The 12,133-nt window shown below is 67.1% G+C and carries 11 protein-coding genes; 8 read left to right on the top strand and 3 right to left on the bottom strand.

All coding sequences use genetic code 11. The features are described from left to right. Positions 1-15: 15 nt before the first annotated feature. Together EL337_RS11820 and EL337_RS11815 are read right to left on the bottom strand one after the other, a co-directional pair. Entirely contained in the window at positions 16-1,008 is a 993-nt protein-coding gene (locus EL337_RS11820; protein WP_048635114.1) for an Acg family FMN-binding oxidoreductase, read from the bottom strand. A 92-nt stretch (positions 1,009-1,100) separates the two neighbouring features. After that, complete coding sequence (locus tag EL337_RS11815; RefSeq protein ID WP_048635097.1) at positions 1,101-2,750, bottom strand: glycoside hydrolase family 13 protein; 1,650 nt, start codon at positions 2,748-2,750, stop codon at positions 1,101-1,103. 129 nt (positions 2,751-2,879) lie between these two features. On the opposite strand from EL337_RS11815, the gene EL337_RS11810 reads away from it, so the two are divergent. The 6 genes from EL337_RS11810 (at position 2,880) to EL337_RS11785 (ending at position 9,630) form a co-directional block, all read left to right on the top strand. Next, the gene (locus EL337_RS11810; RefSeq protein ID WP_048635096.1) at positions 2,880-3,914 is read left to right on the top strand and encodes a LacI family DNA-binding transcriptional regulator; all 1,035 of its coding nucleotides are present in this window, start codon (positions 2,880-2,882) and stop codon (positions 3,912-3,914) included. Positions 3,915-3,977: 63 nt separating this feature from the next. Beyond that, positions 3,978-5,330, top strand: a complete 1,353-nt coding sequence (locus EL337_RS11805; RefSeq protein WP_232786916.1) for an extracellular solute-binding protein — start codon at positions 3,978-3,980, stop codon at positions 5,328-5,330. Continuing rightward, positions 5,327-6,259 (top strand): carbohydrate ABC transporter permease, encoded by a 933-nt coding sequence (locus EL337_RS11800; RefSeq protein ID WP_048635095.1) that lies wholly within the window; start codon positions 5,327-5,329, stop codon positions 6,257-6,259. The genes EL337_RS11805 and EL337_RS11800 overlap by 4 nt, the downstream gene beginning before the upstream one ends. Then, entirely contained in the window at positions 6,256-7,083 is an 828-nt protein-coding gene (locus tag EL337_RS11795; protein WP_048635094.1) for a carbohydrate ABC transporter permease, read from the top strand. Before EL337_RS11800 ends, EL337_RS11795 begins: the two co-directional genes overlap by 4 nt. Before the next feature lie 4 nt (positions 7,084-7,087). Beyond that, positions 7,088-8,335, top strand: a complete 1,248-nt coding sequence (locus tag EL337_RS11790; protein WP_048635093.1) for an ABC transporter ATP-binding protein — start codon at positions 7,088-7,090, stop codon at positions 8,333-8,335. A gap of 20 nt (positions 8,336-8,355) precedes the next feature. After that, positions 8,356-9,630: a DUF4032 domain-containing protein gene (locus EL337_RS11785; RefSeq protein ID WP_048635092.1), complete on the top strand. Its 1,275-nt coding sequence runs from the start codon at positions 8,356-8,358 to the stop codon at positions 9,628-9,630. Here the strand turns inward: EL337_RS11785 and EL337_RS11780 are convergent. Next, positions 9,627-10,007, bottom strand: a complete 381-nt coding sequence (locus EL337_RS11780) for an STAS domain-containing protein (protein WP_048635091.1) — start codon at positions 10,005-10,007, stop codon at positions 9,627-9,629. The genes EL337_RS11785 and EL337_RS11780 overlap by 4 nt on opposite strands. 102 nt (positions 10,008-10,109) lie before the next feature. On the opposite strand from EL337_RS11780, the gene EL337_RS11775 reads away from it, so the two are divergent. Continuing rightward, positions 10,110-10,910 (top strand): alpha/beta fold hydrolase, encoded by an 801-nt coding sequence (locus tag EL337_RS11775; protein ID WP_048635090.1) that lies wholly within the window; start codon positions 10,110-10,112, stop codon positions 10,908-10,910. Between the two features lie 8 nt (positions 10,911-10,918). Next, positions 10,919-12,091 (top strand): PP2C family protein-serine/threonine phosphatase, encoded by a 1,173-nt coding sequence (locus EL337_RS11770; RefSeq protein ID WP_048635089.1) that lies wholly within the window; start codon positions 10,919-10,921, stop codon positions 12,089-12,091. The last annotated feature ends 42 nt before the right edge of the window (positions 12,092-12,133 follow it).

Here is a 12,133-nt window from a genome sequence, read left to right as displayed (position 1 = left end):
CCGGTCAACTGACGGTCACCACATCGGTGAACCATCAAGTTTCGCAACAACATCCGCGAGATCCCGGCGCGGGGTGGCCGGCAGCGGGTCGGCGTTGACCGGTGCCCAACCGACTCTCAGCAACATCTGAGGATGTCCGTCCGCACCGAAGACGTCTCGACGCAGTACTTCCCGCGTGTCCGAGACCTCCAGAGGTTCGGTGATCGGGCAGCTGGCAAGCCCGAGTGCGGTCGCAGTGAGCAGCACCAGGCTGGTCGCTTCGCCGGCCCGTAACCACGCCAGCTCGTCGTCCTGCGCGGTACCCAGCGCCAGCACGACAGCGTTGTCCTCGGCGGGGTCGGTGTCCGGCGTTTGCGTCAACACGCCACCGGCGAACGCGCGCAACGGAATCGGGCCGGTGCCATCCGGGCCGGGGACATTGCGCGCGGGCACACCGGCCGTCGAGGCGTACCGGCCGCTCCACGTGGCCAACTCGGTGAGGTAGCCCCGGTCGGAGCGGTGCCGGAACGCGGCGTCGTCGACCAGGCGCTTGAGTCCCGCCAGGTCCTCGATACGGCGCATCGTCACCCCCGCGCGTGCGGCGCGTGCTCCCATCAGCGCGATGTCGCCGCGAGGCACCGGCCACGAGCTGTAGTGGCGCCGGTCGGTGCGCCGGCGCGGGATCGCGGCGGCCAGTGACACGTCGAGATCGGCCGCCGGGTACCGGTGCAGTTCCAGGGCCGCCAGATGACGCGGATCCGCAGGATTCGGGAACCGGTGGATCTTGGCCTGCCAGCCCAGCGCCGCCAGCGCCGCCCCGCAATGGTGCAGCGCGGCGCCACAACTGAGCATCAGGTCACGGGCGTCGGGGTCGGTGTGCGGCAGCTGCAGATCCGGGTTGGCGTAGAGGTGGAGGGTCTGCTCGCCCACCCGCCACTGCCACGGCTGCGAATTGTGCACCGACGGCGCACGATTCGCCAAGGACAGGGCCGACCGCACGGTGTCGGGATCGGGAAATCGGCCATTCATCGTCATGGTCCCTTCGGGGAGGTGTCTACTCCCTCTAGGGTTACAAGCCTGCGAGCGATGTGTAGAGAGCACAAAGTCCCCTACTGCGGCCCCTAGTGCTCCAGTAACCACACCGCCGCGTCCGGGGGCAGCACCCGATCGACGCCGGTGGCCGACGACAGCACGACCGCCGCGGTGGCGGGCAGGTCGACACCGGTGTCGCCGGTGTTGACCCAGCATTGAGCACCGCCACGCGCGAATGCGGCGACATCGGGCGCGACGTCCATCCAGGTGACGTCGCCCGCGCCCCGCCACAGCGATGAGCGCAGCCGCAACGCATCCCGGTACAGGTTCAGCGTCGAGCCGGAGTCGTCGTCCTGCGCCTCGACACTGTGCTCGCTCCAGTGGTCGGGCTGCGGAAGCCAGGTCGGCGTCCCCGGAACCGGTGCGAATCCGTAGGGTGCCGACGCCTGTGTCCACGGCAACGGAATCCGGCACCCGTCACGACCGACGTCGGTGAACCCGGACTGCACCCAGGTCGGATCCTGGCGCACGTCGTCGGGCAGATCCTCGATCTCCTCCAGGGCCAGTTCCTCGCCCTGATAGATGTAGGCGGTACCCGGCAGCGCCAGCTGGACGAGCGCAGCAGCTCGGGCCCGGCGGCGCCCGAGGGCGTGATCGGGATCCTCGTCGGTCCACCTCCCCCGCTCCCACTCGGTGCCGATCAGGTGGGCGGGCTGTGAGCGGGAGAACCTCGTCACCGTGCGGGTGACATCGTGGTTGGACAGCACCCAGGTCGGCGGCGCGCCGACCGTCGCGGCGGAGGCGATCGCGTCGTCGATCACGTCACGCAGCACCTTGGCACGCCATGGCGCACGCAGGAAGTCGAACTGGAAGGCGGTGTGCAGTTCGTCGGGTCGCAGGTAGCGCGACAGCCGCTCGTTGCTCGACACCCACGCCTCGGCGATGAAGATCCGCTCGGGCGTGTAGCGGTCGGCCACAGTGCGCCATCCGCGGTAGATCTCATGGACCGCGTCCTGGTCCCAGGCAGGATGACGTGCCTCCGACTCGAGCATGACCTGCGCTTCGGCGTCCTCGCCGGCACCGTCGGGCAGACCCGCCGCCTTGGCCAGGCCGTGCGCGACGTCAATCCGGAATCCGTCGACTCCCCGGTCGAACCAGAATGCCAAGATGTCCTCGAATTCCGCGCGCACCTCGTCGAGATCCCAGTTCAGGTCGGGCTGCGCGGGTGCGAACAGGTGCAGGTACCACGGAGAGTCCGGGTCGTCGCCGATCCTCGTCCACGCCGGTCCGCCGAACACGCTCTGCCAGTTGTTCGGTGGCTCGGCACCATCCGCACCGCGGCCCGGCCGAAAATGGAAGCGCTCCCGCGCGCCCGGCTCGTCGGCGAGCGCCGCACGGAACCAGGCGTGCTGATCCGAGGTGTGGTTGGGCACGATGTCGAGGATCACCCGGATATCGAGCTCGTGGGCCTCGGCGATCAGCGCCTGCGCCTCGTCCAGCGTGCCGTAGGTCGGCTCGATGTCGCGGTAGTCGGCGACGTCGTAGCCGGCGTCGGCCATCGGCGACGGGTACCAGGGGTTGATCCAGATCGCGTCGACGCCGAGCGACGCGAGGTACGGCAGCCGCGCCCGCAGGCCCGCGATGTCGCCGATGCCGTCGCCGTTCCCGTCGGCGAAGCTGCGGATATACACCTGGTAGACGACGGCGGTCTGCCACCACGAGGACTCTTCGGGGGCCACGGTTAACCTTTCGGCGACGGCTCGGACATGCGTAAACGTTTTCGCGCACCAGACTCGCGGTATGTCGCTTACGTGTCAATTCCTTATGTGAGCACGTAAATAATTACGTCGCGTTACGCTCGGGGCCTGATGATCCCGAAGCAGACCGTCAACATGACCGACGTCGCGCAGCACTCGGGCGTGTCGATCGCCTCCGTGTCACGGGCCCTGCGCGGCGCGCCCGGGGTCTCCCCCACCACCCGAGACCGCATTCTGTCGGCGGCGCGGGAACTGTCCTACGTGGTGTCTCCGGAGGCGTCGCGACTCTCCGGTGGGCTCACCGGCCGCGTCGGGGTCGTCGTCCCGAGGGTGGACGCGTGGTTCTTCTCGACGATCCTTGCCGGGATCGCCGACGAATTCGACACGGTGGGCCTGGATCTGGTGCTGTGCACCGTGCCGGACTCCACCACCCGGCACCGCTTCTTCGAAGCACTTCCGTTGCGCCGCAAGGTCGACGCGATGGTCGTGTGCTCCCTCCCCCTCACCGCCAGGGAGCACACCCGCCTGGAGCAGGTCGGGGTGCCGACGGTGTTCGTCGGCGGCCACCGCCCCGATGACGACCGGTCGTGGGTCGGCATCGATGACGAACTCGCCGCGAGGCAGGCCGTCGGCCATCTCGTGCGGATCGGCCATCGCGACATCGCGATGATCCAGGCAGCCGACGACGCCGACATTCCGTGGGCGACCGATCAGGCGCGTATCCGCGGCTTCCACCGCCAGATCGCCGACGCCGGACTGGCCGACCCGACAGTGGTGACCGTCAAGTGGAGCATCGACGGCGGTTCGCGCGGCATGGAGATGCTGCTGAGCCGGCCCCGGCTGCCGACAGCGGTGTTCTGCCACTCCGACGAGATCGCCCTCGGCGCGCTACGCACTCTGCGCAAGGCCGGAGTGTCAGTCCCGCAGCATGTCTCGGTAATCGGTGTGGACGACCACCCGTCGGCAGACCTCAGCGACCTCACTACGGTCGCCCAGCCGGTGCGCGAGCAGGGCCGGATCGCCGCGCGCGACGTGCTTCACCGGCTCACCGGCGAGAGCTCCGTGAGTGGCCCCTCGGTCACGCCGCCGTGGACGACACTGCCCACCCGACTGGTGATCCGCGGATCCACCGCCCCGCCGCGCTGATACCGCTTCCACACCAGGTCTGTGAGGTGTGACACACTCACTCACGTACCGAATGTGCTGCCCGTGGCCCTCATCGGAGACCACAACTTCATAGACGAGGACGTGATGAAACGAAATCAGTTCGCCCGCGGGCGACGACGTCGCGCAATCGCGCTGGCCAGTGCGCCTTTGATCGCTGCGTCGTTGTTGTCCGGCTGCGGCAGTCAGGGTGGTCCCCCGACACTGACGTGGTACATCCTTCCCGACAACGGCGGCTCCGTGGCACGGGCGGAGCAGTGCGCAGAGGCGTCCAACGGGGCGTACCAGGTCCGCATCGAGTCGCTGCCCAGTACCGCCACCGCCCAGCGCGAGCAGATGGTCCGCCGCCTCGCGGCCGGCGACTCCTCCATCGATCTGGTGAGCATGGACGTGGTGTTCACCGCCGAATTCGCCAACGCCGGTTTCCTTCGCCCGTACACAGCGGAGGAAACCAGCCGGCTCACCGCGGGAATGCTGCCCGCCCCCATCGAGACGGGCATCTGGGAGGACACGCTCTACGGTGCGCCTTACAAGTCCAACGCCCAACTGCTCTGGTACCGCAAGTCGGCCGCGGCCGCGGCCGGGGTCGATCCCGCCTCGCCGACGTTCACGTGGGACGAGATGCTCAAAGCCGCTGTGGGACAGAACAAGAAGATCGCGGTGCAGGCGCAGCGCTACGAGGGTTACACGGTCTTGATCAACGCGCTGGTGCTCTCCGGCGGCGGTGCGCTGCTTGAGGACGTCGAGGCAGGCCGCAACGCCAAACCATCGCTGGCCACCCCACCCGGGGAGAAGGCCGCCGAGATCGTCGGTAACCTCGGGCGGTCCTCGGCCGCACCCACCGACATGTCCAACGCGTCGGAGGAGCAGGCCCGCGCCAACTTCCAGTCCGAGCAGGGCATGTTCATGGTCAACTGGCCCTATGTCCTGGCCGCCGCCCGCAGCGCCGCCGAGGAGGGCACGCTGCCACAGGAGGTGGTCGACGACATCGGCTGGGCCCGTTACCCCCGGGTCTCCCCTGACCGTCCCAGCGCGCCGCCGTTGGGTGGAGCGAACCTCGGCATCGGCGCGTACACGAAGTATCCCGACCAGGCGGTGGCCCTTGTCGAATGCATCAACGCCGAGCCCAAGGCCACCCAGTACATGCTCGACGAGAGCGAGCCGTCGCCGTACGCGGCGTCTTACGACGATCCTGAGATCCGGGAGACCTACGAGAACGCCGACTTGATCCGGGAGTCCATCGGTGACGGCGGCCCGCGTCCTCCGAGCCCGTTCTACACCGACATCTCGGGCGCGATTCAGCAGACCTGGCACCCGCCGGCCTCGGTGAACGCCGAAACACCGGAAAGGACAGACCAATTCATGGCTGACGTGCTGGCGGGGAGGCGGCTGCTGTGACCGCGATTCAGGACGCCCCCATCCAGAAAGACCCGGGTAAAGCCGCGACCAGTGAGCGGGTCAAGGGCGAGCGGCGGCTCGGGTTCTACCTGACCCTGCCGTCGTATGTGGTGATGCTGCTGGTCACCGCGTACCCGCTGGGCTACGCACTGGTGCTGTCGCTGTACAACTTCCGCCTCACCGACCCGGAGGGCCGCAGCTTCGTCGGGTTGAGCAACTACCTCGTCATCCTCACCGACCCGCTGTGGTGGAACGACTTCGTCACCACGCTGGCGATCACCATCGTCACGGTGGCGGTCGAGCTCGTACTCGGTTTCTGGTTCGCCTTCGTGATGCTGCGCATAGTCCGGGGCCGCGGACCGCTGCGTACGGCGATCCTCATTCCGTACGGCATCGTCACCGTGGTGTCGGCGTTCATCTGGCGCTACGCGTTCGCCATCGACTCCGGGTTCGTCAACCAGTGGTTGAACCTGTCGGAGTTCGACTGGTTCGGCGACCGGTGGTCCGCCATCTTCGTGATCTGCCTCTCCGAGATCTGGAAGACCACACCGTTCATCTCACTGCTGCTGCTGGCCGGTCTGGTTCAGGTCCCCGAGGACATGCAGGAGGCCGCGAAGGTGGACGGCGCCACGGCGTGGCAACGGCTGTGGAAGATCACGCTGCCGAACATGAAGGCCGCGATCATGGTGGCGCTGCTGTTCCGCACGCTGGATGCGTGGCGCATCTTCGACAATCCCTACGTGATGACCGCAGGCGCGAACAACACCGAGACCATCTCGTTCCTGGCCTACCGGCAGAACGTCACGCTGGTGAATCTCGGTATGGGGTCGGCCGTCTCGGTGTTGCTGTTCCTGTCCGTGGTCGTCATCGCCTGGATCTTCATCAAGATCTTCAAGACCGACCTCTCGCAAGTCAGGGGTGACCAGTGACCAAGAACACCAAGTGGTGGACGATCGCAGGCATCGTCATCGTCATCTACAGCTTCGCGCCGATGCTGTGGATGATCAGCCTGGCCTTCAAGCCACCGTCGGACATCGTCTCCGGCAAGCCGTCGTTTCTGCCGAGCACCATCACCTTCGACAACTTCGCCCAGATCTTCAGCAACCCGCTGTTCACCAGGGCGCTGATCAACTCGATCGGCATCGCGGTCATCGCCACGCTCATCTCGGTCGTCATCGCGATGTTCGCCGCGTATGCCATTGCGCGCCTGGAGTTCCGCGGCAAGAAGGTGTTGCTGTCGCTGGCCCTGGGCATCGCCATGTTCCCGCAGGCGGCGTTGGTGGGCCCGCTGTTCGACATGTGGCGCGGACTGGGCATCTACGACACGTGGCTGGGTCTGATCATTCCCTATCTGACGTTCGCGCTGCCGCTGTCGATCTGGACGATGTCGGCGTTCTTCCGCCAGATCCCATGGGAGATGGAACATGCCGCGCAGGTGGACGGCGCCACCGCGTGGCAAGCCTTCCGCAAGGTGATCGTGCCGTTGGCCGCACCGGGAGTGTTCACCACCGCGATCCTGACGTTCTTCTTCTGCTGGAACGACTTCCTCTTCGCGATCTCGCTGACGTCCACCGACAGTGCCCGCACCGTGCCCGCGGCGCTGGCGTTCTTCCAGGGAGCCTCGTACTTCGAGTCCCCCGTCCCCTACATCATGGCCGCGTCGGTGATCGTCACGATTCCCGTCGTCATCTTGGTTCTCGTCTTTCAGCGGCGCATCGTCGCCGGTCTGACCTCCGGAGCAGTGAAGGGATAACCCCATGGCAGCAATAACGATGCGCAATATCGTCAAGAAGTACGGTGACGGCTATCCGGCCGTCAACGACGTGAGTCTCGACGTCGCCGACGGCGAGTTCGTGATTCTCGTCGGCCCGTCGGGCTGCGGAAAGTCGACACTGCTGCGGATGATCGTCGGGCTGGAGGACATCACGTCCGGCGACATGCTGATCGGCGACACCCGGGTCAACGACAAGGCCCCGCGCGACCGCAACCTGGCGATGGTGTTCCAGAACTACGCCCTCTACCCGCACCTGACGGTGTTCGAGAACATCGCGTTCCCGCTCCGGTTGTCCGGCAAGCTCTCTGACGAAGAGATCCGGGAGCGGGTCAACGACGCCGCCAAGACCCTGGAACTGGGCGAGCACCTGGATCGCAAGCCCGCCAACCTCTCCGGCGGTCAGCGCCAGCGCGTCGCGATGGGGCGGGCCATCGTCCGAGAGGCCGACGCGTTCCTGTTCGACGAACCGCTGAGCAACCTCGACGCCAAGCTGCGCGGCCAGATGCGCACCGAGATTCTGCGCCTGCAGCGCAAACTGGGCGTCACCACGGTCTACGTCACCCACGACCAGACCGAGGCCATGACGCTCGGTGATCGGGTCGCGGTTCTGAAAAAGGGTGTGCTGCAACAGGTTGCCAGCCCGCGCGAGCTCTACGACCAGCCGGTCAACCTGTTCGTCGCCGGCTTCATCGGCTCACCACCGATGAACTTCGTGCCCGCCCAGGTACACGGCGACGAGATCGAGTTGCCGTTCGTCAAGGTGCCGCTGCGTGACGAGTGGCGTGGCGCGGTCGAGGATGGCAAGGTCTACATCGCCGGTATCCGGCCCGGCGCGTTCGAGGACGCCGAGTTCGTGGATACCGACAAGGGTTCGCGGGGCGTGACGTTCGACGTCACCATCGACGTCACCGAGTGGCTGGGCAACGAGCAGTACGCCTTCGTCCCGTTCGAGGCGTCGGCGGATATCTCGGGCCAATTAGCGGAGCTGGCCAAGGATCTCGACAGCGAGCAGCTGCGGACCCAGATCTGCGTCGAGCTGGATCCACTGAGCCGGGTCCGCTCCGGCGACACGGCCACGCTGTGGCTCGATGCCGAGCGGCTGCACCTCTTCGATCCGCAGACCGGCGATAATCTGACCCGCCGCACCGGTGGCGCCGAGCCCGCCGGCGAGCGTCCGGCCACGGAGCATGAACCCGAATCCCACGGGCGCCACGCCGCGAACGCCGGCTGAGCCGACCACCCGCGAGCATCATGGCAGCCCCTGAGCTGCGACTCCGGGCGCCCTGCCCGGGATTGCTGGCGCTGCCGTGGGACCGGCCGCTGGGCGACTGGCAGGCACCCGAGGTCGCTCTGCGTGAGCTCGCGGTCGGGCCCAGTCGCCATCTGGTGAGGTTCGTCGATTCCGACGGGGAACTGTGGGCGCTCAAGGAATTGCCGCCTCGCATCGCCGCGCGTGAATACGACGTCCTGCGCCGGCTCGAGGACATGGCCCTCAACGCCGTGCGTCCCGCCGGCCTGGTGTTCCAGCCCGACTTCGACACCGCGATCCTGCTGACCCGCTACCTCGTCGGCTCCTGGCAGTACCGGCGGCTGTTCATGCGGCTCCCGCCGGACGCGCCCAAGCACCGCGGCCGATTGTTCGACGCGATGGCGACTCTTCTGGTGGAGTTGCACCGGCACGGCGTCTTCTGGGGTGACTGCTCGCTGGCCAATACGCTGTTCTCGCGGGACGGCCAGGTGTTGCAGGCGTTCCTCGTCGACGCCGAAACCAGCGAGGTCCACCCCCGGCTGTCGGACGGGCAGCGCACCCACGACATCGACATCACCGTCGAGAACGTCGCGGCGGGATTGTTGGATGTGGCGGCCAAGCTCGAAAGACCGGAGCTCGACCCGGGATTCATCGCCGAGGCGCTCAGCATCCGGGAACGCTACGAGCAGCTGTGGGGACTGCTGCACGCTGAACCCACGTTCGGATTCGCCGACCGCTACCGGGTGGAAGGGACCATCCGCCGGCTCAACGAGCTGGGATTTGCCGTGGATGAGGTCTCGCTCCAGCCGGTCGGCACCTCGGAGCAGAGCCGAGGCGGAGACCAGGTCCGTCTGCATGTCGCCGTCGGCGACCGCCGTTATCACGCAACCCAATTGCAGCGGCTCACCGGCATGGATGTCGGCGAGGGCCAGGCCCGCATTCTGCTGGGCGATCTGCAGGCGTACCAGAGCGCGCTGTCCCGTGAAGCCGGCCATGACGTCGACGAGCGCACCGCCGCGCAGCTGTGGGTGATGGAAGTTGCCACCCCTACGATGCACCGCGCACACGCCGCTGTCGGCGGCACCGGCTCGCCGATCCAGGCCTTCTGCGACCTGCTGGAGGTGCGGTGGCTGCTGTCGGAGCGTGCCGGGCGAGACATCGGTACCGAGCGCGCTCTCCAGGCGTTGTCCCGCAAGGTGGTGCCCTCGGAGTCCGCTGCGCAGCTGGCGGTGGTCGAAGACCCCACCGAGCCGTTCTCGGTGCTCGACGACGACTAGACCGACAGCCGGCGCACTGCCTCCTCGACGCTCGCGCAGATGGTCAGCTCCGCATCCAGGCCGAGCAGCGTGAGCGGCCGGGTGGTCGCCGGGCTGTTGGCGACGACGGCGACGCCGATGCCGCCCGCCCGCTCGTCGGCCTTCATCAAGATGGTCATCCCCGCCGAGGCCAGAAACGTCACGGCGCTCAGGTCGATGACCAATCCGTCCGGGTCACCGTCGATGACCTTGTCGATCGCAGCGCTGAGCTGCGGTGCGGTGGCGGCGTCGACGACGTCATGCACCGACACCACGACCACACCGTCGACCACGGCACTGCTGACGCTGACCACGCTGCGGCCGCTTGCTGATGCGGGGTTGTTGATCTCGTCGGTCATGCTCCGCCTCGGTGCTCATCACTAGCCTGTCCGGACCATCTCAGCACACCCGTCACCGACCTTCGCGCGGGATGGGGACCACGAGGGTGCGATCATCACGGTATGGACGTCTCGGTGAGGAACTGCGTGCGCGTGGTGGGACGTCCCGACGGCCGCCCGATCATGCTGGCCCACGGCTTCGGCTGCGATCAGAATCTGTGGCGGCTGGTCGTGCCTCTGCTCGCGGAGAGATTTCGCATCGTGCTGTTCGATCACGTCGGAGCGGGCTCGTCGGATCCGGCGGCGTGGGACAGCCGTCGCTATGCCGATCTGCAGCACTACGCCGACGACATCCTGCAGATCATCGACGAGGTGTCCCTCGGCGAGGTCGTATTCGTCGGTCACTCGGTCGCTTCGATGATGGGGGTGCTCGCCGCGGCCAAGCGCCCGGACGCCTTCGCCGGGCTGGTGCTGCTCACCCCGTCGCCGCGCTACCTGGACGACACCGGTTACCGCGGAGGCTTCCAGCGGGCCGACATCGACGAGTTGCTCGACTCGATCGAGAGCAACTACCTGGGCTGGTCGCGGGCGATGGCGCCGGTGATCATGGGCACGCCGGAGCGCCCTGAACTCGAGGCCGAACTCGCCGATTCGTTCTGTCGCACCGATCCGGCACGAGCACTCAGCTTCGCCCGGGCCACCTTCCTGTCGGACAATCGCGCGGATCTGATGCGGGTCACCGTGCCGACCGTGATCGTCGAGTGCGCGCACGACACACTGGCGCCGCGCGAGGTGGGCGCGTACTGCCACGCCCACATCCGCGGTAGCACGCTGGTGACACTCGATGCAACCGGCCACTGTCCGCACCTGAGTGCGCCGCATGCCACCGCCGCCGCGATCGCGGACTTCGTCGATCAACTGTGAAAGATCAAGTGCGACACGATCAGACGAAACCACGCCAACTGGACGACTACTTCGACAACGCACCATGCGGCCTGTTGCTTACCGCGCTGGACGGCCGCATCATGCTGGCCAACCGAACGTTCAGCGAATGGGTGGGTTGTGCGCCGGCCGACCTCATCGGGCGGCGATTCCCGGAGTTGCTGAGTGTCGGCGGCAGGATCCACTATGAGACGCACTTTGCCGCCGTACTCCAGATGACGGGGTCCCTGAGCGGCATCACCGTCGATCTGTTGACTGCCGACGAGTCCAAGATTCCGGTGTTCGTCACGGCCAACGTCAAGGTCAGCGCTTCGGGTGAGCCGGAGGCGCTGCGGATCATGGCGCAGGACGGCAGCGAACGACGGGCCTACGAACGCGAACTCCTCGATGCACGCAGGGCAGCCGATCGTGAGCGCGAGCGTGTGCAACTTCTGGCCGCGACGCTGCAGCGCTCCCTGGTGCCCCCGATCCTCAATCCCCCGGACGGCTTGCTCGCCGCTGCGCACTATCACACGGCGTCGGCGGACGACGTCGGCGGGGATTTCTACGATCTGTTCCCACTCACGCGCCAGGAATGGGGCATCTTTCTCGGCGACGTGTCCGGTAAGGGTGCGGGCGCTGCCGCCGTCACCTCGCTCACCCGTTACACCCTGCGCGCGGCCGCGGCCTACGACGACGATCCGACTGCCGTACTGCACAACCTGGACTCGGTCTTGCGACACGAGTTCCACGGCGACGATCCCCGGTTCTGCACCGTCATCTTCGGCGTGATCACTCCCGTCGCCGACGGTTTCGACATCGAACTCGCCAGCGGAGGGCATCCGTCGGCGCTGCTGCTGCCGGCGCACGGGGCCCCCCGGTACGTCGACACCCCCGGCGGGCAGGCCGTGGGCATCATCAGGAATCCCCGGTTCGTGTCGACATCGGTCCATCTCGGACCCGGCGACACCTTGCTGATGTACACCGACGGGCTCACGGAGGCCCGGACCGGCCCCCAGCGGCGCTTCGACGACGACAACGATCTCGTCGAGTTCGCCCGGCACCACACCCCGACCGACGCACCGTTGTTCGTCGCCGCGGTGCGACAGCTGTTGGAGAGCTTCGGCGACGGACTGGAAGACGACACCGCCGTGATCGCGGTGAGCGTACCTCCACGCCGATGACGACCCATCTGATGACAACTGCCCGTGTATACGGGCGATAGC

The sequence above is a fragment of the Mycolicibacterium aurum genome, from assembly GCF_900637195.1.
Lineage (GTDB): Bacteria > Actinomycetota > Actinomycetes > Mycobacteriales > Mycobacteriaceae > Mycobacterium > Mycobacterium aurum.
The sequence above is the reverse complement of the archived record's forward strand: the minus strand, read 5'-3'. Positions and strand labels throughout refer to the sequence as shown.

Excerpts from the sequence above, each read along its gene's own strand:
- EL337_RS11810 (WP_048635096.1), top strand. The coding sequence starts at position 2,880 with ATGATCCCGAAGCAGACCGTCAACATGACCGACGTCGCGCAGCACTCG.
- EL337_RS11780 (WP_048635091.1), bottom strand. The coding sequence starts at position 10,007 with ATGACCGACGAGATCAACAACCCCGCATCAGCAAGCGGCCGCAGCGTG.
- EL337_RS11820 (WP_048635114.1), bottom strand. The coding sequence starts at position 1,008 with ATGAATGGCCGATTTCCCGATCCCGACACCGTGCGGTCGGCCCTGTCC.
- EL337_RS11785 (WP_048635092.1), top strand. The coding sequence starts at position 8,356 with ATGGCAGCCCCTGAGCTGCGACTCCGGGCGCCCTGCCCGGGATTGCTG.
- EL337_RS11790 (WP_048635093.1), top strand. The coding sequence starts at position 7,088 with ATGGCAGCAATAACGATGCGCAATATCGTCAAGAAGTACGGTGACGGC.
- EL337_RS11775 (WP_048635090.1), top strand. The coding sequence starts at position 10,110 with ATGGACGTCTCGGTGAGGAACTGCGTGCGCGTGGTGGGACGTCCCGAC.